This is a genomic window from Aeromonas sp. D3 (genome assembly GCF_027705025.1).
Classification (GTDB): Bacteria; Pseudomonadota; Gammaproteobacteria; order Enterobacterales; family Aeromonadaceae; genus Aeromonas; species Aeromonas salmonicida.
On sequence record NZ_JAPDBE010000013.1, the window covers coordinates 67,651 to 92,473 of the forward strand.

Sequence of the window (24,823 nt, forward strand, 5' to 3'; positions counted from 1 at the left end):
GCATGGCTTGTTAGCGCTAGAACAACGGGCGATTAGATGCCGTACTGGGCGCGATAAGCCTGCATGGCTGCCAGTTGTACCGCCAGCTCCGGCTGCTCTGCCTGTTTCTCTTCCAGATAGGCGATGAGATCCCCCATCTGGATGATGGCGATGATGTGAGCGCCATAGTCACGCTCCACCTCCTGGATGGCGGAGAGCTCACCCTTGCCCTTCTCCTGACGATCCAGCGCGATCAGTACGCCAGCCAGGGAAGCACCGTTGGCCTGGATCAGATCCATGGATTCGCGGATGGCGGTACCGGCGGTGATGACGTCGTCCACCAGCATGATGCGCCCCTTGAGCGGGCTGCCTACCAGATTGCCGCCCTCACCGTGATCCTTGGCCTCCTTGCGGTTGAAGCACCAGGGCACATCCACATCGTGTTGCTCCACCAACTGCACAGCGGTGGCGGAGGCGATGGGGATCCCCTTGTAGGCCGGGCCAAACAGCACATCGAACTCGATGCCGGCATCCATCAGGGCGGCGGCATAGAAGCGGCCGAGGCGGGCCAGATCGCGGCCGCTGTTGAACAAACCGGCGTTGAAGAAGTAGGGGCTTTTACGACCGGATTTCAGGGTGAACTCACCGAATTTGAGGACCTGCTTCTCCAGGGCGAACTCGATAAATTGACGCTGGTAGGCTTTCATTCTGGCTCCTTGCTGGTTTCGTCTTGGTGTCGTGTTGCTTCAGGTATAAAAAAACGCGGTCCATGCCGCGTTTTTAAAATTATGAAAGCGACTGCTTCTGCAGCCCAATGATCTCTTCAATGCCGCCCTTGGCGAGCCCCAGCATCGCCAGCAGCTCCTCATGGGTGAAGGGCTCGGCCTCCGCGGTGCCCTGCACCTCTATGATGCGACCATCTTCGGTCATCACCACGTTCATGTCGGTCTCGGCGGCGGAGTCTTCGATGTACTCCAGATCGCAGATGGCTTCGCCCTGATACATGCCGACGGAGACGGCGGCGATCATCTGCTTGAGCGGGCTCTGCTTGATCATGCCCTTCTCAACCATCCAGTTCAGCGCATCCACCAGCGCCACGCAGGCACCGGTAATGGAGGCGGTGCGGGTACCGCCATCGGCTTGCAGCACGTCGCAGTCAACGGTGATGGCGTGCTCGCCCAGCGCAGTCAGGTCGACAGCCGCACGCAGTGAGCGGGCGATCAGACGGGAGATCTCCAGAGTACGGCCACTCTGCTTGCCAGCGGCCGCTTCACGGTTCATCCGGGAGTGAGTGGAGCGCGGCAGCATGCCATATTCGGCAGTCACCCAACCCTGACCCTTCCCTTTCAGGAAGCGCGGTACGCTGGTGTCGACGCTGGCGGTGCAGAGCACGCGAGTGTTACCGAACTCCACCAGCACTGAGCCTTCTGCATGTTTGGTGAAATTGCGGGTAATGGTAACCGGGCGAAGTTGCGCGGCACTGCGATCGCTGGGACGTGACATGGAACGGACCTCTGGGCTGGCTCAAATTGGCGGGGGATTATAAGTGATCCCGCCCCAAATATCAGCCGCTAAGAAGCGGTTCCTGATCAGTCGTGAAAGACCGTCGCCAAGGTGAATGAGCGCGCAGGAACAGGCAGCAATAACCATCAATAGGGATGCAGGGCAGCAGCGCCACAAAAGCTGGACCTGGTTCTAAAACCACGGCATCGGCTGACGAGCAGGGCCGGGCTGAGTATACTGGCCCCACACTTCATCAAGCTCGGAACAATCAATGATTCACAGCATGACCGCCTACGCCCGCAAGGAATTCAAGGGCGACTGGGGCACAGCCGTTTGGGAAATTCGTTCGGTCAACCAGCGCTATCTGGAAACCTACATTCGCCTGCCGGAGCAACTGCGCAGCCTGGAGCCGGTGCTGCGTGAACGTTTCCGCGCCAAGCTGCAGCGCGGCAAGGTGGAGTGCAACCTGCGTTTCGAAGCAGCACAAGCCGCCGCCAGCCAGCTGCACATCAATGAAGAGCTGGCCAAGCTGATCATCGACAGCGCCAACTGGGTAATGAAAGAAGCGGGCCAGGGCCAGCTCAACCCGGTTGACGTGCTGCGCTGGCCGGGTGTCATGGCCGCCGCCGAACAGGACATGGATGCAGTCGCCACCGAGCTGCTCGGCGGGTTTGACCAGACCATGGAGGATTTCATCGCCTCCCGTGCCAGCGAGGGTGCCAACCTCAAGAACTTGATCCAGCAGCGTCTGGATGGCATTCAGGTGGAAGTGAAGAAAGTACGCGTGCACCTGCCGCAGATCATAGAGTGGCAGCGCCAGAAGCTCACCGACCGCCTGACCGAGGCCAAGGTAGAGCTGGATCCGGCTCGCATCGAGCAGGAAATCGTGATGCTGGCCCAGAAGATCGATGTAGCCGAAGAGCTGGATCGTCTGGAGATGCACATCAGTGAGACCATCAAAATCATGAAGAAGGGTGGCGCCTGTGGCCGTCGTCTCGACTTCATGATGCAGGAGTTCAACCGCGAGTCGAACACGCTCGGTTCGAAATCCATCAACGCCGACGTGACCCAGTCCGCCGTCGAGCTGAAAGTCCTTATCGAGCAGATGCGGGAACAAATTCAGAACATCGAATAGTTTTTCACCAGCCCAGGCATCTCTTAAAAGCCCCGTGTTACCTTGTGAATAGCAGGGTAGATACAGGGCTTTTAATTTTCCTAGCCACATAAATGGGCAGATGTCGGTGACAACCGACCTGCCGCGCCTGCTTGTGTTGTTCGACGATGATGGCTCCCCGTTCGCCGAAAAGGGTCATGTTGCGTAACCGGATACCCGCCTACAGGAGATCTTTCAGCCGGGTTAACAGCGCTTTACGGCTGTTGTTCGCCACCACAAATCGCTTAAAGCGCAGGGCAAACGCGGGGCTATCGCCTTTGAGCTGATAGGCTTCGCATAACTGATGCAAATAGCGTGATGCCGCATCGTAGCCACTGGCGCACGTGCGATCCGCTTGTTCTTGTGCTTGCTGCCAAGCGTGTTCGCGCTGATGGTAGATATCCGTCAATGCTTTTTCTTTTTCCGCTTTTTCAATCGCCATTTTCTTTGCGATCGCTTCAGCTTGCGCTTGCTGTAATTGGCGTTGCGCTTGTGCAACGTAAGGAGTGATCAGGTCGGGAGTTAACCAATACTGATAGGCTTGGTCTTGGTTGGCCGATTCTTTTCGCGTCATCGCCAAGGCTTGATGACGGGTTAACTGGCCTTGTTCAAACAGTGTGCTTAATAGCGTCTGTTTCTCCCCGTCAGTGAGATGATGGAACCAGCCGTCAAACTGAAACTCGGCCTGTTTGGCTGGGTGACTGGGGTGTGCATTCAGCACCATGGCCAGTGCGTTAACCCACGCCAAGGGAATATCATAAAGGGTGGCAAAAGCCTGCAGCTCCTCACTGAGGTGCTCAAAATCGAAATGAATTAAAGGCACCCCATCAATTTCTTCATTAAATTCGCATTCTTTCAGCCACATAAAATAGACAAGACGCCAATCCCCCTGAATTAAGGCACTGCGCAAAGCGGCTAAATGTTGGAAAAAGTCGTCAGCCTGTTCATCGTCAAAATATTCGCCATACTCTTCGATGGAAAAAATCATCAATTGCCATTCATCGCTTTCATCTACATGAAGGCCATCGAGCGAAACGCCAAGTAACGCATCGGGGATCGTGCCGGCAGGCAGCTTGATATAAGCATCAATGGAACCCCAGTTGGCATAGTAAAAACCGATGTCGAAATATTTTAACATCAGCTCAGCAGGCTCAGCCTTCAAGTCACTGTAGGTGTAATAGACCTGAAAAGCGGTCGCAGTAATCTCGGCTCGACTTGAAATGGCTCTGAGTGCCTGGCGGGCGTGAGGGGCTAACTGCCCGTCGACACGCTCAAATTTGTAGTATTGATATTCGCTCACGATGACCTTGCTATCGGTTAAGGGTGAATTGAAAGGTTTGCTGTAACAAAGGCTGGATATGAACCCTTCTGGCGACCGGCTCAGCGTTGATATAACGCTTCGGCTCAATCGTCACAAATCCCCAGTATTGTAAAAATCGTTCAATAAACCGTAACTCGATGAGCGTGCCCAAATTGCTTTCCGGTGAAAAGTAATGGTCGGGAGGGATGGCCAAGAGCACATCGGGGAACGCCGTCATCACCTCTTGCACCAACTCGGCGGCGCTGTGGTGGTGTTGCAGGCGCCACAGCATAAACACCCAAAATATACCCACATCGACATCGAATGGATGTTGGTCAAAATACGCCCAGTTATATTGGCTGACGGCAGCCGCTAGCATAGGTTTAAAAAAGGCCGGTATCCCTGCCGCCTGATACTGTTTTTGCGCTGCTTTTTTCACATGATAGCGACCGCTACGGCGATAAATAATCCCACTGAGTTCGGCCAACACTCTGGTGTAGTGCAGGGCATTGAATTTGTCTTCGTTATTGCCCGCAAACTCACAGATACCGAGGTTAGAACCGCATTGCGCCACGGCAAACTCCGGCAACAACTCACAGGCCTGTTTGACTAACTTCGTCGGCAAGTTGCCTTTGCTGGTGGCGTTGAATGACCCGGATTGCGCCATGGCCTCATCAAGCATGAGGCCTAAATAGCGCATCACCGGGCTGGCAGAAAGATCTTCTGGGGTGCTGATGGTGAGCCACTGTAATTGATCGAACGGTGCATAAAGCCAATTAGCCATTTGGGTTGGCGTCACCCCACAAAAATCGGGATGCGGTTGGTTATTACGATCCGCCATTTTGTGCTGTAACGCCACATTGAGTTCCGCCAGGCTCAAATGTGGGTTCATGGCCAACATGGCGGCAACCTCATCCTGCACGTCGGCATGCAGCTTGTCCTCGCGGGTCATACAACAACGTTTAAATTTTTTACCGCTGCCACAGGGGCAGGGATCGTTTCGACTGAGTTTCATCATCCATGCCTCTTATCATCGGGCGAATGCTGCAAGCGGCTTATCAGGACAAGGCTCCTTCCACCAGCGACTCGGCCAAGGCAAGTTGGGTCAGCTGGTTGGTTTGCAGGCGGGATTTAAGTTGATCGCAGAGGGAGATCAGCTCATCGACTTTCTTTATAATCCGATGCTGTTCTGCACAAGGGGGGATCACACAAGGTAGTGACTCTAATTTACCTTGATATATGGCCCAAACATTCGTCGTGCCAGACTTAATTTTATTCAATTCATTTTTACCAGCAGGGCTGCGCATCCATATATCGATCATATAGGGTAAGACCTCATCAAAGAATTCAGCCCTTAATATATTGTTATTGTAAAGAATGATCTCCTGAGTATCGGAGGTGAACACGCAGGTTTTTCCAACAAGCTCTTCACTATTTCTAGTATTAAACAGAAGATCGTGTTTTTTAATATAATATTGTTCAACCTCACCTTGCATTGCATTCACTCGAGTCACATTGCTTAGATCAAAGCCGCCATCATTCAAAATATTATTCATTTTGAAATATATATACTGGCCATCAATCGATTGTTGGCTCCTCCCTCTATCAAGCCCTGTAGAATAAAAAGTCGGTAGTAATCCGAATCGGCACCATGCCCACCCCTTCGGTAATTCAAACGGCTTTTCTTCTTCACTAATCGCGGGTAGCGGCTTCTCTTTTTTGATTTTCCTCTCTTTGACCAGCTGCGCCTTTTCGGCGGCGATACGCGCCAGCAGAGCGGAGGCGGGTTCATCGCTCGGGTCTTGCGGTACCAGCTTGCCCATCACCGCCAGTTGCAGGATGGTCTGTTTCAGGGCGTCGATACTGGCCTCGGTGGTAAAGAGGGTATCGAAGTGAGCGCTTAGCCGCGCCCAGTTTTTCGCCAGCTCGTCGGCATCGCCGGAGTCGGTCAGGGTGGTGAGTAATGTTTCCACCAATGTCTGATGGGCCGCCAGCTGTGATTCGCTGCGCTGCTCCAATTGGTCGCAGAGGGCCATTAACTCATCCACTCTATCCATAATATGGTTTTGCTCCTTTAGAGGACCCAACGGAATAGGAGCAAGTTTAAGTTTATCTTGAGATATATTCATTTGGCTTTCAGCCATGCCAGATTTTGAGCCATCAATATAAACAGCTGTTGCACCAGCATTTAGGCATAGAGATATAAAACGTTCCGATAAACCAACTTCAACCAAGTGAAATCGAATTATCTTGTCAGAAATCATCAGCTTTGGTCTGGTTTTTTCAACTAAGCATGAAATTCCTACTCTATTTTTAGGGCCAGCACGAGTAATTAGGATGTCGCCAACCATAACTTCATACTCGGGTCTCGGAGTCTTTGTTTTATCAAGAACTTTGTTCTCATATTCTCGATACTCCAAGGTTTGTACTGCTGTTGTCTTCAGGACACCCCAAGTATCAATATCTGGTGAGGCTTCAGGAGGGCAAGCAGGGCTCCAGCCAGCATCCATTATGGTGATGATGTCTTTTAAATGGCACCACTCCCAGCCCTGCGGCAGTTCAAACGGCTTTTCGTTTTCACTAATCGCAGGTAGCGGTTTCTCTTTTTTGATTTTCTTCTCTTTGACCAGCTGCGTCTTTTCGTCGGCGATCCGTTCCAACAGCACGGAGGCCGGTTCATCGCTGGGGTCTTGCGGCACCAATTTACCGCGCACGGCCAGCTCAAGGATCAGCTCGCGCAGCTTTTTGATGCCGGTGAGCTCCAGCTTGCTATTGCTGCCGCGCCCGGCACTGCTTTTGGGGCGCACCGCCGCAGTCCAGAGATCCAGGTGGTCGGTAATCAGATTTTCTATTTTCAGCGCCGCCATTATGCCTGCTCCCCCTGCTTGGCCGCACCTTTGCCCAAGGCGTCGCCCAGAATGGCTTTTAGCTGGTCACGCAGGGTCTGGATTTCAGCCTGCTCTGTGGCATAGCACGCCAGCAGCTCGTCGGGGTCGTGACTTATCTGCTCACCGACATGGGGGTTCTTGATATCGAGGTTGAAGTTGCGCTCGATGATGGTGTCGATGCTGACCTTCCAGGCTTGCTCGTTCTCTACCCGGGCGGCAAAGCCGTCCGCCTCCTCACCCCACCAGGCGATCTCTGCCTCAAACTCCTCGAACTTCATCGGCTTGGTCTTGCTGTAGTTTTTCACCCCAGCCGGATAGGGGTGCTCGTAGAACCAGACATCCTGGGTGGGCTGCCCCTTGGTGAAGAAGAGGATATTGGTCTTGATGCCGGTATAGGGGGCAAACACGCCATTGGGCAGCCGCACTATGGTGTGCAGGTTGCACTCAGCAGTGAGCAGTTGCTTGATCTTGGTTTTGACCCCTTCACCAAACAGGGTGCCATCGGGCAGCACCACGGCGGCGCGACCACCCTTTTTCAGTACTTCGATGATGAGTTGCAGGAACAGGTCGGCGGTTTCACGGGTGCGCAGATCGGCAGGGAAGTTCTGCTCGATGCCATCCTCTTCGGTACCGCCAAAAGGCGGGTTGGTGAGGATCACATCGATATCGCTATCCCAGCTCGACAGCGGCTTGTCGAGGGTGTTGCCGTGGCGGATCTGCACCGGCACCTCGATGCCGTGCAGCAACATGTTGGTGGTGCAAAGGAGGTGCGGCAGCTGCTTCTTTTCGACCCCCAGGATCTGCTGTTGCAGGGTCTGGTGGTCGGCAGCGGTCTCGACATAGTGCTCTTTGACATGATCAAACGCGCAGGCGAGAAAGCCGCCGGTGCCGCAGGCCGGGTCCATGATCCGCTCGCCGAGTTTGGGGTCGATGCGGTTGACCATAAAGCGGGTGACGGCGCGGGGGGTGTAGAACTCGCCCGCATTACCGGCGCTTTGCAGGTCGCGCAGGATCTGTTCGTAGATGTCGCCAAACAGGTGGCGCTCGCTGCTGTCGGTAAAGTCGATCTCGTTGAGCTTGTTGATCACCTGCTTGAGCAGGGTGCCGTTCTTCATGTAGTTGAAGGCATCGCTGAACGCCTCTTTCACCACGTAGCCACGGGGGTTGAGACTGATATTGGCAGGCTGGTTTTTTAAGGAATCGAACAGATCGTTGTTGACGAAATCGAGCAGGGCATCGCCGGTCAGCCCTTCGCTATCGGCCGCCCAGTTGCGCCACAGGAAACGCTCGGGGATGGGGCAGCGGTAGTTACCCTGCTCAAACTCCAGCTCCTCTTCCTGGGCGTCGAACACTTTCAAAAACAGCAGCCAGGAGAGCTGGCCGAGGCGCTGGGCATCGCCGTCGATACCGGCGTCCTTGCGCATGATGTCCTGAATGGATTTGATAACTGAGCTGATGGATGACATGGAATTCTCTGCTTTTTACAACAATGGTGACGAATACAGGGGCGAATGCGTCAGGAAGATCGATAAAACGAGCGGCCATGATTGCCATGGCCGCACTGTGGTTCGGTTGCAGTCTTGGCGTCAGGCGCTCTGTTGCTCGCGATCAGTGTGGCGATAGATTTCTTGCTCCAGTTCGGTGATGGCCTGTTCGAACTGTTTGGCGCCACCAAAGCCCTTCTTGGCCAACTCCAGCGGCCGACCCAACTCGGTAAAGGGGGCCACTTTTAGCGCATCCTTGGTCTCAATCTCGGTCACACCCTGATCGGCATACTTTTCGAGCAGGCTGGTAAGCACCTGCTGGGCGGTGTCGTTGTACTTGGTGAAGTAGTTGCGCTTTTTGACGTTGTTCGCCCGCTCACGGCGGGTCAGTGGCGGCTGATCGTATACCACATGGCAGATAAGGTCGAACGGGTCGAGCTCCTTGCCCACTTCCTGCTCCAACACCTCCCACAGCACGCCCGCCTGTACCAGCTCATCCATGATGGCTTGCTTGCGCTCAGCCGCCTGCCAGCGTCTGGTGAAGGCATCCAGGGTGGCAAACTCCTTGAGCAGGGTCTTTTTGGTGTAGTCCTTGAAGGATTCGGTCACCAGCTTGCCATCAGCATCGTAATACTGCACCCGCTCGGCGATGACGCTGACGGCCACGCCGTTGACATAATACTTGCTGACTCCGGGCGTTGGACCACCCAGCGGGCCTGCGCCCAGCCCCCCTGCGCCACTTTGGCCACCATCACTGCCGGTTGTGTAGCTACCGGGGTGTTCATCGACACCGGGGGCAAGCGGATCGTCATTATCGCCGGGTTCATCGGCTGGCAGTGGATCGGTGCCATCGATGATATCGCCCAGACCATCATCGGGGTTGTTGATGTCTGCCGGTTTGACCACCATGACGCGCTCCGGATCGCCATCGAAACGGGGATCGGCAAACAGCTCGGTGGCCTTCTTGAAGTCGAGAATGGTAAACCAGAGTTTGCCGTACTTGTCATCGATACGGGTGCCACGGCCTATGATCTGCTTGAACTTGGTCATGGACTGGATGTTTTGATCCAGCACCACCAGCTTGCAGGTCTTGGCATCGACGCCAGTGGTCATCAGCTCGGAGGTGGTGGCGATGACCGGATAGGGCTTTTTCGGGTTGATGAAGTTGTCGAGCTGGGCCTTGCCAAGGTCATCGTCGCCGGTGATTTTCATCACATAGCGATCATCTTTCAGCATCTGCTCAGGGTTAAGGTTTGCCAGCGCCCGTCGCATCCGGTCGGCATGATCGATATCGTTGCAGAACACTATGGTCTTGGCCATCGGGTCGGTTTTCTTGAGGTAGTTGGTGATGGTCTCGGCCACCAGCTGGGTACGCTCGTCGATCACCAGAGTGCGGTCAAAATCCTTCTGGTTATAGATACGGTCTTCAATCAGGTTGCCCTGTTTGTCCATCTGCCCTTTGGTGGGACGCCACCCCTGCAGATCAACGTCTATATCGACCCGCACCACCTTGTAGGGGGCAAGAAAACCATCTTCGATCCCCTCTTTGAGGGAGTAGGTATAAACAGGGTCACCGAAGTAATCGGTGCTGGAGACGGTTTCGGTCTCTTTGGGCGTGGCGGTGAGACCAATCTGGGTGGCCGATGAGAAGTATTCGAGTATCTCGCGCCAGGCGCTGTCTTCGGCGGCGCTGCCCCGATGGCACTCATCCACCACGATCAGGTCGAAGAAGTCGGGTGAGACCTGCTTAAAGGCTTTCTGTGACTCTTCTGGCCCGGTGAGCGCCTGATAGAGGGCAAGGTGGATCTCATAAGCGGGATCGACAGTGCGTCCGGTGACCTTGGTCATGGCCGGGCCAAAGGGCTGAAAGTCATTGATCTTGGTCTGATCCACCAGAATGTTGCGATCGGCCAAAAACAGGATGCGCTTCTTGGCCCCCGCCTTCCACAAACGCCAGATGATCTGGAACGCGGTGTAGGTCTTGCCGGTGCCGGTGGCCATCACCAGCAGCACCCGATCCTCACCTTTCGATATGGCTTCTACTGTCTTGTTGATGGCCTGCAGCTGGTAGTAGCGAGGGGATTTGCCGCTGCCATCGGAGTAGTAGTCCTGACTGATGACAGGCAGTTGGGCCTGGGTGTAGCCCTTCCAGGTGCAGAGCTTATCCCAGAGCTGGCCCGGGCTGGGGAAGTCCTCCAGCGCAATCTCGGACTCCAGCTGGGCCGGATTGGTCTTGTCATGAAACACGAAGCCATCGCCGTTACTGGCAAACACGAACGGCACATCCAGCAGACGGGCATAATCGAGCCCCTGCTGCATCCCCTTGCCAATCTCATGCTGGTTGGCTTTGGCCTCGATCACTGCCAGTGGCAAGCCCATCTTGTGATAGAGCACGATATCGGCCGATTTGACCTTTTTCCGTGCTGCCATCTGGCCGCGCACCACCACTTTGCCATCCCGCAGCTTCACCTCCTGGCGGACCTGGGTCAGGTCATCCCACCCCGCCGCCTTGATAGCAGGCAGCAAGTATTTCGAGATGATGTCGGCTTCGGTGAGGGTTGCTTTGTTGATCTCGGCCATGAGCACTCTTCCGGTCGGGGGACAATATTGCTCAAGATTCTCTCATAAAATCAGCCGAGTTTTGTTGATTTCAGACTCATAAAGCAACATGGGGGGCTGCTCTTGATAGCATGCCTTCTGGCCAAGGATACGTCTGGCAATGGCATAACTAGGTCGTAGTGAATGCTTGTTGAAGGGCATACCTTTTTGGAACCATCGCACGGCATCAAAACACGACCTCTCGGTAGCCTTTTGATCCGACGGAACACACTTCAAGTCTGCGCCTTCACCAATAGATAGCTTTTGAGTTGTCTTTGAACGCTTGATACAGACCACCCACATACTTCAGTCAGGATCGGTAGGTTTGCTGCACGATAATGCGTAGCGTCCCTCACAATCCTGGCTATAGCGACCAGCTGTTTACGTTTGCAGAGCAAGGTCTCGGCTGGTTGGCTGCGCATATCGATTGAAACTTCGACTTTGCCGTTCTCTTACCCGCTATAGGGGATAAATGCTAAAAACCGCCTATGGCGTGTAAATGATATTTACCTCCTATAACAGGTAAGCTTTGATATACCTGCCATAGCGTGTAAATTAGAAGAACGCACGCTACCAGGTTGTCGAATCATGAAAGTAACCAGCGCCAAGCAGCTGAGCGCCTATATCAAGGATGCCAGGCTTTCGCAAAAGCTTTCCCAGGGTAAAGTGGCCGAGAAAGTGGGGATTAGGCAAGACACTGTATCCAGCTTCGAGCTCAACCCTGAGTCCACCAAGCTGGAGACCCTGTTCAAGATCCTCGCAGCACTCGAGTTGTCACTGGACATCAAACCCCGCAATGAGTCATCCGAGAGTCCGGCATCGGGCTGGAAGGAGGAGTGGTAATGGCCAATCTGGCTGTCTACATGAACGGCTATCGGGTAGGCACATTCACCAAAACTACCAGCGGCGCCCATCAGTTTCAGTACCATGGGTCATGGTTAGCACAACCAGGCAGCCGTCCCATCTCACTCTCCATGCCATTGCGCCATCAGCCCTACCGGGGCGATGAAGCCTATAACTTTTTCGACAACCTGCTGCCAGATAATACGGAGGTGAGGAACAGGGTTGTAGCACGCTATCAAGCGGCATCAACCCAGCCCTTCGATCTGCTCAGTTGCATTGGCCAGGATAGCGTAGGGGCATTACAGCTGGTTACCGAAGGGCACGATGTTCCAGATGTCAGGCGAATCGACTACAAGGCACTTTCCGATGACGAGCTCGAGCAGATCCTGACCAGCTACAAATCAGGAATCCCTTTGGGGATGGTCAGGGAGCAAGAGGAGTTCCGGATCTCTATCGCCGGGGCGCAAGAAAAGACTGCGCTACTCTATCTCGATGGCCGTTGGTACTTGCCACTCAATGCAACGCCGACAACCCACATTATCAAACTCCCTATCGGCAAGATTGAAAGCCACTCCTACTCGATAGACCTCTCCCAGAGCGTAGAAAATGAATATCTCTGCACTCTGATTGCCAAGGAGTTTGGTCTACCCGTACCTCACTGCTTCATGATGCAGGTTGGCCAGGTCAAAGCACTGGCTGTGGAACGCTTCGACAGACGTTACGCTGCCGATCGCAGTTGGATCATGCGCCTTCCCCAAGAAGATTTCTGTCAGGTATTGAATGTTCCGTCAGCACGGAAATACGAGAGCCATGGAGGACCGGGGATCACTGACATCATGAAAACCTTGCTGGGCTCTGCGACACCAGAACAGGATCGCTACCTGTTCATGAAGTCTCAGGTCCTGTTCTGGCTGCTGGCGGCCACCGATGGCCATGCAAAGAACTTCTCGGTCTTTATTGAACCGGAAGGGCGTTTTCGCCTGACCCCTTTTTACGACATCCTATCTGTCTATCCGGTGTTTGGCGGCCGAGGTCTACACCCACGCGATGCAAAGCTGGCCATGGGCCTGACCGCGACCAAGGGCAAGAAATATGCGATAGAGCAGATATTTCCTCGCCATTTCTATCAGACTGCCAAAGCGGTTGGATTTGAAAAGGTGCAAATGGAAATGATCCTAAACGAAATGGCCAGTAGTCTGGATGAAGTGATCTCGGCCGTCAGTCAGCAGTTACCAGAGACATTTCCCGCCCAGATTGCGGACTCGATTCTGGATGGACTCAGCACCAGAGCGCAGCGTTTAACTCTGTAGTCAACCAAGTGAAATGAATCCTGGCCAGAGACAAAACATAAGCACCAACCATTACCACCTCACATCCAGGCCCAGTTTTTCCTGTTTCCCACTTTTCCCACCTCTACCTGGCCAGCGTGGGGATGGTTCAGGATAAACAGGGGGCTATAACCATTGTTTGGGTAGTTTTTTCTAAAAAAATAAGACAAATCACATCATACATATGATTTTTATAGTTATTTACAATCCATCATGTAATCAGACCCAGAACATAGAGTGATGGATGCAAGAAGCCCGTCAACGACGGGCTTCTGCTCTAGGCCTGCACCACACTACCCTTGGCTTGAGCCAGATCAGATTTTCACTCAGCGCCGACAGCATCTGACTCGCTTGTGCGGTATGCTGGCACGCTGATGATCAACAACGACCTCTATTGAGGCCTGCCTTATGAAATACCTTGTAGTTCAAACCAAACAGATAGGGGATGTACTGATCTCCACCGCGCTGTGCAACAACCTCAAGCAGAATGACCCAAACGGCGAGGTTCACTATCTGGTCATGGATTATTGCGCGGGTATGGCGCAGGGCAATCCCAATATCGATCGACTCATCGTCATCGAGAAAGCCAAGCGCAACGACTGGCGTTACATGAAGGACCTGCTGCTGGATATCCGCCGCGAAAACTATGACGTGGTGGTCAACAGCCAGGGCCAGATGATCGGCCTGCTGACTTGCCTATTTTCCGGCGCCAGATTGCGGATAGGATTTGACTCCTTCCCCTGGCGACTCGGCCACAACCGCATAGTGCGCTTTCGCAAAGACACCGAATTCCAAGGCAACAGTACCCTGATCGACGACAGGTTCTCGCTGCTAAAGCCGCTCAAACTGGCCAAAGAAGATCGCAATTACCATCTCTGGCTGAGCGAAGAGGAGAAACAGCAGGGACGGGAAACCTTGCAGGCGGCCGGCGTCGACCCTGCGCGACTCTTGATCGCCATGGGGGTCAACTCGCTGGGGCACTACAAGCGCTGGCCCATCGACTGCTTCGCCCAGGTTGCCCAATGGCTCATCGAACAGCACAACGCCCAGATCCTGATCTACTGCGGGCCGGGAGAAGAAGAGTACAACCGCAGCCTCAAACCGCTGCTGTCAACCGAGCTGCAGGCCAGCGTATTTGACCACATCAGGACCCGCTCGGTGCGGGAACTGGTGGGTCTGTTCGCCCATTGTCAGCTGTTTGTCGGCAACGATACAGGCCCGCGCCACATGGCCCAGGCCATCGACCTGCCCCTGCTGACCATAGTCGCCCCGGGCGGCGACAAGATCATCGCTAACCCGGTCAACCACCCCCGTTATCAAGCCATCGATATCTTCGATGCCAAGGGGGCAGAAACTGAGCAGCTATCAGCACTGAATAAAAATGGCACGAATGAACAACTCTATCGCCTCATTACTCCCGAGATGATAACTGGCAGATTGAGCACGCTTATTTCTCAACTGAAAGCAACATAGAAAGCGCGTCAGATATTGCATGACTTTCTACATTGTTCATATCTGCATTGATGCCTGGAGAGTGGCTAAATATCACCTTGGTTAAGGGTGAGGGACTTGGTAGCCATTGATTGAACTCATTCCCATGTAGTGGGTAAATAGAGATCAGTGGTTTTTTGAGTCCGGCTGCGATATGAACGATGGCAGTATCGACCGAAATGACCACGCTGGCTTCCCGAATGCAATAAATTGCATCCTCAATTGTATTCACCCCTTCCAGTAGCGCCACATTGTTTGCACCACAACCATTTATCATTTTCTGTGCATCCTCACGAGTGGCCGGTGAGGAAAGTAGAGCAAAATGACGAGTGGGGAAACACTGACCCAAAACAGTCAGCAATTCCGTTACCTTTCCTTGTGACATGGACTTGTAACGCGTACTACCAAAAGGATTGATGACAATACTATTGTCGCAGCCAGATATAACCTTGTCTCTAGCAACATCGGGGATGATATATGTAGTATCTACATCCATTAACCCTAACATATTTAATAGATATGTATATTTCTCTTGAAATAGCATGCCCTTGGTCGTATCAGAGAGCTTTATATTTACCCGTGCGACATTATCATCCAGCGATGCGATATTGGTTGGCGATAACTTATACAAAAAGTATAAGTCTTTCATCTTCATCCCTTCGGTGAGATGTATTGCCAAATCCACATGAGGAATTGACAAGGCTATATCGCAAAGAGTTTTGTAACTTGGCCTTTTAGTTACTTCTATCACATGGTCAACACCGAACTCCTCTCGATACAAAGGTGCCAAGGCGGGGGAGGTAATAACAGTAATGAATTTATTAGGCAGCTTTTTCAGCTCTCGGAAGAAAAATGATGAGGCAAATGAATCGCCTATCTTGGCATCCCAACGAATAACTAAAATATGACTTATGTCTCCTTGCAAGCCAAGAGGAGTCTTCTTGTCAAAAAAAAGAATTCCCAAGGCCCGACGAATCCGGTCGCGTAATAACTGCAGATAACCAATCACGATTCGACCTCTCGGTTAGCCAGATGAGGACCATAGTTGCGATCATCGATCGTTGTCTCAAACAATCCTACATCCATGCAGCTTGGCTCAACTCCGGATGCAGTCAGTCCATTCAATTGCAACCGCCCGGTCAGATAATCAGATGGCATTCTGATTGGATATGCCTTGCTTAATAATTTTTTAGCGCCAGATAATGTCAATATATAACCAGCCGTAGAGATTATCCCACGTTTAGAGCTACAACTTGGGGTGCGATATCTTGCAAGACGATATCCCTCGGGCAAAGGCTTCATCCATGGCCAACATTTAGCTTTGCCATGATACAAGAAAATAATCTCAGAATGACTCTTTGCAATGGCGCTCTCCATAATCGCGTTGAAGTGCATATGGAGATATATATCATCCTCCAGCACCACACAACGCTCTATGTTTTTTTCCACCATCATCTCATACAACCTGATATGACTCATGGCACAGCCTACTTCGCCCATGCTGAGATCGTGACCACACGTCTCACGGGCAAGGGGAAAGTCAACATGCTGCAACTCAGCATCACTCAATGATTTACCATCGACTGCATCGAAAAATGTAAATTCAAGGCCAAGATGCTTCATCTGTTTAATAAGCATTGCTCGCCGATCTTGACTTCGAGAAAGACTAATGACAAATATCGGAATCATAATGCGCTCTCATTTACTTTTATTTCAGATGAATACCAAACAAATATTAGACTTAATGCGTAAACATACAATACATTTTGATGTTCAAATGGAACGTCACTCAGTCCATTGATAGCAAATGTTAACGGGATAAAAACACCCGCTGACATCCACCCCATATTCTTTATGGCCAATCCTATTGGATAAAATAAAAAGACTGCTAGAGCAAAAAAACCAACGCTACCGCGAATAACCATATTCTGCATATACTGATTATGAGCATGAGCCAGAGCAGAGTGAAGAATAAGGGGAGAAACTAGTTTTTTTGCAGCCTGTTCCTGTTTCAAGCTATCAAAACCGCGGGTTCCCACTCCAAAGACGGGAGCATCAACAAACCCCAACCAAGCACTCTGCCATGCCACGACCCTAAGCCCCCATGAAGAATCATACGACCCTTTATCCATTTTCTGCATGTCGGACACCGCAGCCGCTACCCGTTTCTGGATCAACTGATTGCTATGATACGTTGCTCCCAGAGCAGCAGTGCATAACACGGCAATCGCAGCGTATTTCCAAGGCTTGAAACACCCCTTATAGCAGATGATATAAACAATAACACCGCCGAGAGCCAGCCAGACACCACGACTCTGGGACAGGTAGAGAGCAAACAGGGCCGCCACCAAAGCGACCAAGGCGCCATACCTTATCCAGCTCAACAGTTGTCTCTGCTGGAACACAAACCAGTTCAATATCGCCAGTGTCAATGCAGCCTGCGAAAAGAGAATGGCATTGGTAAATCCTTCAACTCTGACAATACCACTCTGATATTGCCAGAGGCTCATAATACCCAAGCCAATACCCCCAGTGACAATCGCAGCATAGCCCAGTGTCAACAGAGCTGGCTTGCGTGGTATCAGCAACGCAAACACAACAACATAGAATAAACCACGCATCACACCATATTGATCACCATGGATCAGCCGGTTTACAAAAATCATGGCTGCATAGGCTGCCAATACCCAGAGAATACGCCGGTCCTCAAGCCCGACGTTTCGCTTTTTACCAAAAACGTAATTTAGCAGACCAAATACGGATGCCACGACGAGTAGATTGGAAAGAATTGTCTGGCCGGCTGGCACCAAAAAAAGGCCGCAAAATGAAAACATAATCACCAGCGCAAACAAGGCTGTCGTAGCTTTGTCGAGCAGTTCAAGGCTTCTAATGGACATCAATTATTATTTCCTGAATACGTAGTTACCCCGAATCTTCCGCCACAGGCCAAAAACATCGGTACGAGGGAAAATGGCGATGCGACGGATCCGATAGGGATCCTGATGCATGGCTCTGGGACCACTGTTGGTGGCTACGGCAAAGCGGTAACCAGCGGCCTGTGCCTGCTCCTTGGCGCTATCATCCATGTCCCCATAAGGGTAAGCAAACGACAGCAGCGAATAGCCAAGCAATGCTTCCAACTGTCGTTTATTTTCTCTTATTTCATGGGCTTGTTGCTCGGGGGGGAGCTTGCTCAGCCGTGGATGGGTCAGGGTATGGCCCCCAATCTCCACATGGCCGGAGGCCACCAGTGCTTTTATCTGCTCCCCATTCATCAGGGAAATCTGGGTATCCGGGTTGGTGGGGTGTTCCACGTCCCAACGATTATGCTCCTCTCCCGTCACCACATATACCACGGCTTTGTACCCGTATTTTTCAAGCAATGGCAGCATGCGGGTAAGGTTGTCCTGGTAGCCGTCATCGGCGGTGATCATCAGGTACTTCTTGCCATATTCCAGGCGATGAATGAAGCCCCTCTCAGCCAGATCGCGGAAGGTCAGCGTCTCGTAGCCCAACCATTTCAGCAAGCGCAGATGCTTCTCAAACATGGCAATCGGCATCCAGGTACCATGAACCCCCTTCTCGCTGTCATGCTCGATAAAGCGGTGATACATAACGACAGGCATCTCCCGGCGCAGGGTCTCGACTACAGCATCCTGATAGACAGACTCCAGCCCGGATACTACCCCTTGCAAGCCATACTCAGCCTGAATGCGCTGGCAAATAACGTCCGGCACACTCCGGCTGGCCAACGCAGGCAGAATTTGCGCCTTCAAGGCAGCGAAGTCGATAGCCAGATCCTGCGGGCCTATGTCGCCAAAATTACTGGCCAGCGCCTCCGCTAGGTTCTGTTCAGTCACCAGACCAATCGCTTTGGCCTCGCCGATGGCAAACGCAGGGCGCCCGCACAGCAGTGCCTCCATTGCGACCCTACCAGCCCCGATCACTAGATCGCAACCCGCCAGCAAGGCTGGCACATCATCCACATAGCCGACAAAATCGACCTGGTTCTGAAAGCGACAGAAACGCTCGGGCACCTGACTGCCGCTCACCACACGAACCTGACAAGTGTCCAGATCAAGCACCTCATCCAGCAGGCGATAACAGAGCTCGCCCTTGGGACCGCTCAGGCGACCTATGATGGCGATCACCGGCCTGGCATTGTCAGGCACCGGCACTGGCTGGAACTTGTCTGTCTCGATACCGTTGCGCAGTACCTGCACTATGTCCGGATCCACCCCCAGGTTGTCGATGATCTGGTGGGCTATATCTTCACAGACAGCCACAGCCCTAAACCCAAGGGCATGGAAGGCCTTGCGAGAGGCGTGTACCGGCTGACGCCCATGTACCGTGGTGATCATAGGAGTACCGGTCAGTTTGCAGGCCACATAGCTGCTCCAGCCAGATGCACGGGAGTGGGCGTGTACCAACTGAATATGGTGCTTCTTGATGAGGTAGATGAGGTAAAACACATGCCAGAAACGGCGCAGTATGCTGCGCTTGTTGAAACGCAGCTTGAACACCGGCCCCAGGGTAGGCTTGGTCAGCGTATCTGAAACGTAAAAAACGTTGTGGCCACGCCGGGTCAGTTCGTTACCGACCGTGGTGGCATAGACCTCAGCTCCCGTCACTTCAAGCTGGGAGAGTGCCATCAATATGTTCATATTTTTCCCACCCACAACGTATTCTATACATCTCTCTACCATTTCATGAGAGAGCGGTAGACGAATTTCATCATGCCGATGAGGCGATGACTAGGTATTTAATAGTGTCTCAATATCTTGCATGCTGCGTTCGAAGCTGAAAAATTCAGATCGCTGCTTCGACAACTCAGCATAGCGTTCACGAATGGCATCATTCTCCAATAGCATTTTCAAACCATCAGCTAACGCTTGTGCATTCGCAATGGGTACCAAATGACCAAACTCCCCATTACTTAATGCCTCTTTGGGTCCGGTACAATCGGTTGACACAATGGGCTTACCAAGCGTCATCGCCTCAACCAGTACAACTGGATATCCCTCATAATGAGAAGAAATGACAAATATGTCACAACCTGCAATGTAGGGATAAGGATTGTCTTTGAAACCAAGCAGACTAGTATTATCACCCAGTTGATGCTCTGTGATATAGGCTTCCAGAGTCGACCTGTCTGATCCTTCACCAAGAATCGTCAAGTGATAATTCAATCCCGCAGATATGTTTATTCTGTGAGCATCCAACAGAACATCAAATGCCTTTTGATCATTGAGCAAGCGACCAACAGCCAATACATTGAGACCCGAACCAACTCTGATTTTCTGTTCGCCACCATCAATGATTTTTTTTAGATCTATCGGGTTATAAATGACTGAGGTAATATCATTCAGAGCAGGGTAAAGACTCAAAACTGAATGCTTGGAACCTTCCGAAACACAGATTATTTGATCCATGTTCTCATATACGACCTTCTCTATCTCTTTGGGCAGGGTATGATGTTTCTCCAGGTCTATATGTACCCATGCTATTTTTTTCTTGGGTCCATCCAGGTGGGATAATAGCAAACTGCTGTCACCCTCCAGAAACGAAACCCCGACATCATACTCCTCTGGGAACGACATGTTGGCTAGCCATGGCTTTGATAGAACTGCATTAAGCCATCTTTTCTTTAGCGAATACATCATTCCTCTACGGACTAGCCCCGTAGGCTCTGCATCTAGCAGGTATTTTATTTTTACATGAGGTGGAACTTTTGATAGATACATTCCCTCACGTTTCAATAATAACAACGTGATGTCATACTTGATATCATCAAGACTATTGATAATATTAACCAATACCTTTTCAGCCCCTCCCCCTCCCAATGTCTCCATCAGGAATAGCACTTTCTTTTTCATACTTAAAGTCACTTCAATTGGAGGTTTTAATATTAAAAATACGGACCATCTCTTTAGGAGACGGCCCGGACTCCATAAGGCTGATTTACGCCCGGTTCAACCAGGCCATGTAATCGGCCACGCCTTCGGCCACTGTCTTGAACTCGCCGTCATAACCGACACCGCGCAGCCTGGTCAGGTCTGCCTGGGTGAAGCTCTGATAGCGACCCTTGAGATGATCCGGGAAAGGGATGTACTCGATGGCGCCCTGCTGGTGATGCTTGATCACGGCCTCGGCCACGTTCTGGAAAGGCTCGGCACGGCCGGTGCCGCAGTTGAAGATGCCGGAGTGCTGCGGGTTCTGCCAGAACCAGAGGTTAATCTTGCAGACATCGTCCACATAGATGAAATCACGCATCTGGCCACCATCCGGGAAACCGTCACAGCCCTCGAACAGCTTGGGATTGTCACCCTGCTTCACCTGGGTATTGAGGTGGAAGGCAACGGAAGCCATGGAGCCCTTGTGCTGCTCGCGCGGACCGTAGACGTTGAAATACTTCAGACCCACGACCTGGGAGTTGATCTCCGGCATCCAGCGGCGCACGTACTGGTCGAACAGCTGCTTGGAGTAGCCATAGACGTTGAGGGGCTGCTCGAACTTGGGATCTTCGATGAAGTTATCGTTGCGGCCACCGTAGGTCGCGGCGGAGGAGGCATAAATGAACGGAATTTCCCGCTCGATACAGTAGTGGAACAGATCCTTGGAGTACTCGTAGTTGACCTCCATGATGAACTTGCCATTCCACTCCGTGGTAGCGGAGCAGGCACCTTCATGGAAGATCACCTCGATGCCGTCATCCCACTCTTCAAATTCGTCACCGGAGACGATCCGCGCCTGGAACTCGTCCTTATCCATGTAATCGGCAATGGTCAGGTCGACCAGATTGACGAACTTGGTGCCGTCGGTCAGGTCATCGATGACCACGATATCGGTCCGTCCTTGAGCGTTCAGCTGCTTGACCAGATTGCTGCCGATAAAGCCAGCACCGCCAGTTACTACGATCATGGAGTTTGCCTCGCGTACGTTGATGGTCACATGTGACTGCTTGTTAAAGCTGTGTATAGTGAGCCAATTTGAAATTGCCGAAAAGTTTATCACGGGCCGCAAGGGGATTCGACCTTGATGCAAGGGGCCCGCCAGAGGGAACAGTGATGAAAACCAGAGACAGGATCATTCACAGCGCCACCGAGCTGTTCAACGATCAGGGTGAACGCAACATCACCACCAACCACATTGCCGCCCATCTGGGCATCAGCCCAGGCAACCTTTATTACCATTTCAGGAATAAAGAAGACATCATCCACTCGATTTTTGATCAATATGCCCGTCACCTGAGCGAGAGCTTTACCCCGGCGCGCAGCAACGAGATCAAGCTGGAAAACCTGATGGGCTACCTGGATGCCATCTTTTATCTGATGTGGCAGTTCCGTTTTTTCTACGCAAATTTACCGGACATCCTCAGTCGCGATGAGCCATTGCAGCAGAAGTATCTCAAGGCCCAGGAGCAGTTGCGCTCCTCCGTGGTCGCCCTGCTCAGGAGCCTGCGCGAAGGGGGTATCATAGATGTCAACGACGAGGACCTGCCCGACCTTGGCCAGACCATCAAGATGGTGGTGACCTGCTGGATCCCGTTCCAGATTGCCCAGGCCCCCCATACCCGCATCACCAAGCCACTGCTCTACCAGGGGGTATTACGGGTGCTGTTCCTGCTGCGTCCCTATATCCAGCCCCAGGTGGCCGGGCAGATCCGTCAGCTGGAGCAGCATTACAGTCAACTGGCCCAACCAGCAGGGTGAGATCTGTTTCACAATTGTTGAATGTCAGCACAATCATTTGAATTCACCGCAACAGATTGCAGTAAAATACTGCCCATTGTTGATAAACAGCTGCAATAGCCAATAAGGATCGAGGATGTCTAACGGATTCTATCGTCACCTGACCGAGCAACTTGGCCAAGTACAGGCTGAAGGATTGTACAAGCAGGAGCGCATCATCACCTCGGCCCAACAGGCCCAGATTGCGGTGGGCGGTGAGCAGGTACTGAACTTCTGTGCCAACAACTATCTGGGACTGGCCAACCACAAGGACCTTATTGAAGCAGCCCATCAGGGGCTCGATAGCCACGGCTTCGGCATGGCCTCGGTGCGCTTCATCTGCGGTACCCAGGACAACCACAAGGTGCTGGAACAGAAGCTCTCTGCCTTCCTCGGCACCGAGGATACCATCCTCTACTCCTCCTGCTTCGATGCCAACGGCGGCCTGTTCGAAACCCTGTTCGGTGCCGAAGACGCCATCATTTCCGATGCCCTCAACCACGCCTCCATCATAGACGGCGTGCGGCTGTGCAAGGCCAGGCGTTATCGCTATGCCAACAACGACATGGCCGAGCTGGAAGCCCAGCTCAAACAGGCCAACGCCGATGGTGCCCGTTTCAAGTTGATCGCCACCGACGGCGTCTTCTCCATGGATGGGGTCATCGCCGATCTGAAATCCATCTGCGATCTGGCCGACAAGTACGATGCCCTGGTGATGGTGGATGATTCCCACGCAGTCGGATTCATTGGCGACAACGGTCGCGGCACCCACGAATACTGCGGTGTGCTGGACAGAGTCGACATCATTACCGGCACCCTGGGCAAGGCACTGGGAGGCGCCTCCGGTGGCTACACCTCAGGCAAGAAAGAGGTGATCGACTGGCTGCGTCAACGCTCCCGTCCCTACCTTTTCTCCAACTCGCTGGCCCCCTCCATCGTCTCGGCCACCATCAAGGTGATCGACATGCTGGCCGACGGTCACGAGCTGCGCGCCCGCCTGAAAGAGAACAGCCGTTACTTCCGCGAGCGGATGAGCGCTGCCGGCTTCACCCTGGCAGGTGCCGATCACGCCATCATCCCTGTGATGCTGGGGGATGCCAAGCTGGCCTCCGAAATGGCGAGCCGCATGCTGGCCGCCGGCATCTACGTGGTGGGTTTCTCCTTCCCGGTCGTCCCCAAGGGCCAGGCCCGCATTCGCACCCAGATGTCCGCCGCTCATACCCGTGAACAGCTGGACAAGGCGATCGATGCCTTCATCGGCATCGGCCGCGAACTCGGTGTCATCTGATTTGAACCAAGGGGCTGCAGCCCCTTTTTTCTGCATTCATCGTGATTGACTGGCATGAAGGAACAACCATGAAAGCACTCTCCAAACTCAAAGCCGAAGTCGGCATCTGGATGACGGATGTCCCGGCACCCGAGCTCGGCCACAACGATCTGCTGATCAAGATCCGCAAGACCGCCATCTGTGGCACCGACATGCACATCTACAACTGGGACGAATGGGCCCAAAAGACCATCCCCGTGCCCATGGTGGTCGGTCATGAATACGTGGGCGAAGTGGTCGCCGTCGGCCAGGAAGTGCGTGGCTTCGCCGTGGGGGATCGGGTCTCCGGCGAGGGCCACATTACCTGTGGCCACTGCCGCAACTGCCGGGCCGGCCGCACCCACCTGTGCCGCAACACCATAGGGGTCGGCGTCAACCGCCCGGGTTCCTTCGCCGAATATCTGGTGATCCCGGCCTTCAACGCTTTCAAGCTGCCTGACAACATTCCCGATGAACTGGCCGCCATTTTCGACCCGTTCGGCAACGCCGTGCACACTGCGCTCTCCTTCGACCTGGTGGGCGAAGACGTGCTCATCACAGGTGCAGGCCCCATTGGCATCATGGCTGCAGCTGTCTGTCGCCACGTGGGAGCCCGTCATGTGGTGATCACGGACGTCAACGAATATCGGCTGGAGCTGGCTCGCAAGATGGGTGCCACCCGCGCCGTCAACGTCAGCAAAGAGAACCTTGCTGACGTGATGAGCGAACTCGGCATGACTGAAGGCTTCGACGTGGGGCTGGAGATGTCCGGTGTGCCCTCGGCCTTCCAGGACATGATCGACAGGATGAACCACGGCGGCAAAATTGCCATGCTCGGCATCCCCCCCTCCACCATGGCCATAGACTGGAACAAGGTGATCTTCAAGGGACTGTTTATCAAAGGGATCTACGGCCGCGAGATGTTCGAGACTTGGTACAAGATGGCCAGCCTGATCCAGTCAGGCCTGGATCTCACTCCCATCATCACCCATCATTTCCATATCGATGACTTCCAGCAAGGCTTCGAAGCCATGGGGTCCGGCAAGTCCGGCAAGGTGATCCTCAGCTGGGACAAATAAGCCCTTGGGTCGCCCTCTTTCATGAAACCCGGTGAATACCGGGTTTTTTTATCATGCATCCTCACCAGTTTGTGATCTGACGAAGAAACTTTGCACGCAGAGTGCTTAACACTTCACACACAAGCGTTTAAATGGCTGTAA

General features: G+C 52.9%; 20 protein-coding genes. 7 read left to right on the plus strand and 13 right to left on the minus strand.

Annotation, left to right across the window (positions count from 1 at the left end):
- Positions 1-32: 32 nt before the first annotated feature.
- Together pyrE and rph are read right to left on the minus strand one after the other, a co-directional pair.
- A complete protein-coding gene (gene pyrE / locus OKC28_RS10045; RefSeq protein WP_058395167.1) occupies positions 33-686 on the minus strand; it encodes an orotate phosphoribosyltransferase in 654 nt (217 codons plus the stop codon).
- A gap of 79 nt (positions 687-765) precedes the next feature.
- Complete coding sequence (gene rph / locus OKC28_RS10050; protein WP_256686524.1) at positions 766-1,482, minus strand: ribonuclease PH; 717 nt, start codon at positions 1,480-1,482, stop codon at positions 766-768.
- 271 nt (positions 1,483-1,753) lie between these two features.
- Between rph and OKC28_RS10055 the strand changes: the two genes are divergently transcribed.
- Positions 1,754-2,617 carry a YicC/YloC family endoribonuclease gene (locus OKC28_RS10055; protein WP_256686522.1) on the plus strand — a complete coding sequence of 288 codons (864 nt, stop codon included), beginning with the start codon at positions 1,754-1,756 and terminating at the stop codon, positions 2,615-2,617.
- A gap of 199 nt (positions 2,618-2,816) precedes the next feature.
- Here the strand turns inward: OKC28_RS10055 and OKC28_RS10060 are convergent, their stop codons facing one another.
- The 5 genes from OKC28_RS10060 to hsdR all read right to left on the minus strand — a co-directional run bounded on the left by OKC28_RS10060 (position 2,817) and on the right by hsdR (position 10,887).
- Positions 2,817-3,935, minus strand: coding sequence for a hypothetical protein (locus OKC28_RS10060; protein WP_270689073.1), 1,119 nt, complete (start codon positions 3,933-3,935; stop codon positions 2,817-2,819).
- Between the two features lie 10 nt (positions 3,936-3,945).
- Positions 3,946-4,953, minus strand: a complete 1,008-nt coding sequence (locus OKC28_RS10065; protein WP_256686518.1) for a YecA family protein — start codon at positions 4,951-4,953, stop codon at positions 3,946-3,948.
- Positions 4,954-4,993: 40 nt separating this feature from the next.
- Positions 4,994-6,802: a restriction endonuclease subunit S gene (locus OKC28_RS10070; protein WP_270689075.1), complete on the minus strand. Its 1,809-nt coding sequence runs from the start codon at positions 6,800-6,802 to the stop codon at positions 4,994-4,996.
- The gene (locus OKC28_RS10075; RefSeq protein WP_270689077.1) at positions 6,802-8,289 is read right to left on the minus strand and encodes an N-6 DNA methylase; all 1,488 of its coding nucleotides are present in this window, start codon (positions 8,287-8,289) and stop codon (positions 6,802-6,804) included. The genes OKC28_RS10070 and OKC28_RS10075 overlap by 1 nt, the downstream gene beginning before the upstream one ends.
- Before the next feature lie 120 nt (positions 8,290-8,409).
- Positions 8,410-10,887, minus strand: a complete 2,478-nt coding sequence (gene hsdR, locus OKC28_RS10080; RefSeq protein ID WP_270689079.1) for an EcoAI/FtnUII family type I restriction enzme subunit R — start codon at positions 10,885-10,887, stop codon at positions 8,410-8,412.
- 606 nt (positions 10,888-11,493) lie between these two features.
- Between hsdR and OKC28_RS10085 the strand changes: the two genes are divergently transcribed.
- The 3 genes from OKC28_RS10085 (at position 11,494) to OKC28_RS10095 (ending at position 14,549) form a co-directional block, all read left to right on the plus strand.
- On the plus strand, positions 11,494-11,748 hold the full coding sequence (locus OKC28_RS10085) for a helix-turn-helix domain-containing protein (RefSeq protein ID WP_256686511.1): 255 nt from the start codon (positions 11,494-11,496) through the stop codon (positions 11,746-11,748).
- Positions 11,748-13,058: a type II toxin-antitoxin system HipA family toxin gene (locus OKC28_RS10090; protein WP_256686509.1), complete on the plus strand. Its 1,311-nt coding sequence runs from the start codon at positions 11,748-11,750 to the stop codon at positions 13,056-13,058. Before OKC28_RS10085 ends, OKC28_RS10090 begins: the two co-directional genes overlap by 1 nt.
- Before the next feature lie 426 nt (positions 13,059-13,484).
- Positions 13,485-14,549 (plus strand): glycosyltransferase family 9 protein, encoded by a 1,065-nt coding sequence (locus OKC28_RS10095; protein WP_256686507.1) that lies wholly within the window; start codon positions 13,485-13,487, stop codon positions 14,547-14,549.
- On the opposite strand, the gene OKC28_RS10100 is transcribed toward OKC28_RS10095, so the two are convergent.
- From OKC28_RS10100 to rfaD, 6 genes are all read right to left on the minus strand, one after another.
- The gene (locus OKC28_RS10100; protein ID WP_256686505.1) at positions 14,524-15,576 is read right to left on the minus strand and encodes a glycosyltransferase family 9 protein; all 1,053 of its coding nucleotides are present in this window, start codon (positions 15,574-15,576) and stop codon (positions 14,524-14,526) included. The two genes, OKC28_RS10095 and OKC28_RS10100, sit on opposite strands and share 26 nt — an antisense overlap.
- Positions 15,573-16,256: a glycosyltransferase family 25 protein gene (locus tag OKC28_RS10105; RefSeq protein ID WP_256686503.1), complete on the minus strand. Its 684-nt coding sequence runs from the start codon at positions 16,254-16,256 to the stop codon at positions 15,573-15,575. The genes OKC28_RS10100 and OKC28_RS10105 overlap by 4 nt, the downstream gene beginning before the upstream one ends.
- Positions 16,253-17,464, minus strand: coding sequence for an O-antigen ligase family protein (locus OKC28_RS10110; RefSeq protein ID WP_270689084.1), 1,212 nt, complete (start codon positions 17,462-17,464; stop codon positions 16,253-16,255). Before OKC28_RS10110 ends, OKC28_RS10105 begins: the two co-directional genes overlap by 4 nt.
- Positions 17,465-17,470: 6 nt before the next feature.
- Entirely contained in the window at positions 17,471-19,231 is a 1,761-nt protein-coding gene (locus OKC28_RS10115; protein ID WP_256686499.1) for a polysaccharide deacetylase family protein, read from the minus strand.
- A 90-nt stretch (positions 19,232-19,321) separates the two neighbouring features.
- Entirely contained in the window at positions 19,322-20,443 is a 1,122-nt protein-coding gene (locus OKC28_RS10120) for a glycosyltransferase (RefSeq protein ID WP_270689086.1), read from the minus strand.
- Positions 20,444-20,528: 85 nt separating this feature from the next.
- Entirely contained in the window at positions 20,529-21,488 is a 960-nt protein-coding gene (gene rfaD, locus OKC28_RS10125; RefSeq protein ID WP_270689088.1) for an ADP-glyceromanno-heptose 6-epimerase, read from the minus strand.
- Positions 21,489-21,634: 146 nt separating this feature from the next.
- Here rfaD and OKC28_RS10130 point away from each other — a divergent pair, with 146 nt between their 5' ends.
- The 3 genes from OKC28_RS10130 (at position 21,635) to tdh (ending at position 24,682) form a co-directional block, all read left to right on the plus strand.
- Entirely contained in the window at positions 21,635-22,279 is a 645-nt protein-coding gene (locus OKC28_RS10130) for a TetR/AcrR family transcriptional regulator (RefSeq protein ID WP_005318149.1), read from the plus strand.
- Between the two features lie 115 nt (positions 22,280-22,394).
- Positions 22,395-23,585, plus strand: a complete 1,191-nt coding sequence (locus tag OKC28_RS10135) for a glycine C-acetyltransferase (protein WP_256686497.1) — start codon at positions 22,395-22,397, stop codon at positions 23,583-23,585.
- 68 nt (positions 23,586-23,653) lie between these two features.
- Positions 23,654-24,682, plus strand: a complete 1,029-nt coding sequence (gene tdh, locus OKC28_RS10140; RefSeq protein ID WP_256686496.1) for an L-threonine 3-dehydrogenase — start codon at positions 23,654-23,656, stop codon at positions 24,680-24,682.
- The last annotated feature ends 141 nt before the right edge of the window (positions 24,683-24,823 follow it).

Excerpts from the sequence above, each read along its gene's own strand:
- OKC28_RS10105 (WP_256686503.1), bottom strand. The coding sequence starts at position 16,256 with ATGATTCCGATATTTGTCATTAGTCTTTCTCGAAGTCAAGATCGGCGA.
- pyrE (WP_058395167.1), bottom strand. The coding sequence starts at position 686 with ATGAAAGCCTACCAGCGTCAATTTATCGAGTTCGCCCTGGAGAAGCAG.
- tdh (WP_256686496.1), top strand. The coding sequence starts at position 23,654 with ATGAAAGCACTCTCCAAACTCAAAGCCGAAGTCGGCATCTGGATGACG.
- OKC28_RS10070 (WP_270689075.1), bottom strand. The coding sequence starts at position 6,802 with ATGGCGGCGCTGAAAATAGAAAATCTGATTACCGACCACCTGGATCTC.
- rph (WP_256686524.1), bottom strand. The coding sequence starts at position 1,482 with ATGTCACGTCCCAGCGATCGCAGTGCCGCGCAACTTCGCCCGGTTACC.
- OKC28_RS10090 (WP_256686509.1), top strand. The coding sequence starts at position 11,748 with ATGGCCAATCTGGCTGTCTACATGAACGGCTATCGGGTAGGCACATTC.
- OKC28_RS10085 (WP_256686511.1), top strand. The coding sequence starts at position 11,494 with ATGAAAGTAACCAGCGCCAAGCAGCTGAGCGCCTATATCAAGGATGCC.
- OKC28_RS10120 (WP_270689086.1), bottom strand. The coding sequence starts at position 20,443 with ATGAAAAAGAAAGTGCTATTCCTGATGGAGACATTGGGAGGGGGAGGG.
- OKC28_RS10065 (WP_256686518.1), bottom strand. The coding sequence starts at position 4,953 with ATGATGAAACTCAGTCGAAACGATCCCTGCCCCTGTGGCAGCGGTAAA.
- OKC28_RS10130 (WP_005318149.1), top strand. The coding sequence starts at position 21,635 with ATGAAAACCAGAGACAGGATCATTCACAGCGCCACCGAGCTGTTCAAC.
- OKC28_RS10135 (WP_256686497.1), top strand. The coding sequence starts at position 22,395 with ATGTCTAACGGATTCTATCGTCACCTGACCGAGCAACTTGGCCAAGTA.
- OKC28_RS10075 (WP_270689077.1), bottom strand. The coding sequence starts at position 8,289 with ATGTCATCCATCAGCTCAGTTATCAAATCCATTCAGGACATCATGCGC.
- OKC28_RS10115 (WP_256686499.1), bottom strand. The coding sequence starts at position 19,231 with ATGAACATATTGATGGCACTCTCCCAGCTTGAAGTGACGGGAGCTGAG.
- OKC28_RS10110 (WP_270689084.1), bottom strand. The coding sequence starts at position 17,464 with ATGTCCATTAGAAGCCTTGAACTGCTCGACAAAGCTACGACAGCCTTG.
- OKC28_RS10095 (WP_256686507.1), top strand. The coding sequence starts at position 13,485 with ATGAAATACCTTGTAGTTCAAACCAAACAGATAGGGGATGTACTGATC.
- OKC28_RS10055 (WP_256686522.1), top strand. The coding sequence starts at position 1,754 with ATGATTCACAGCATGACCGCCTACGCCCGCAAGGAATTCAAGGGCGAC.
- hsdR (WP_270689079.1), bottom strand. The coding sequence starts at position 10,887 with ATGGCCGAGATCAACAAAGCAACCCTCACCGAAGCCGACATCATCTCG.
- rfaD (WP_270689088.1), bottom strand. The coding sequence starts at position 21,488 with ATGATCGTAGTAACTGGCGGTGCTGGCTTTATCGGCAGCAATCTGGTC.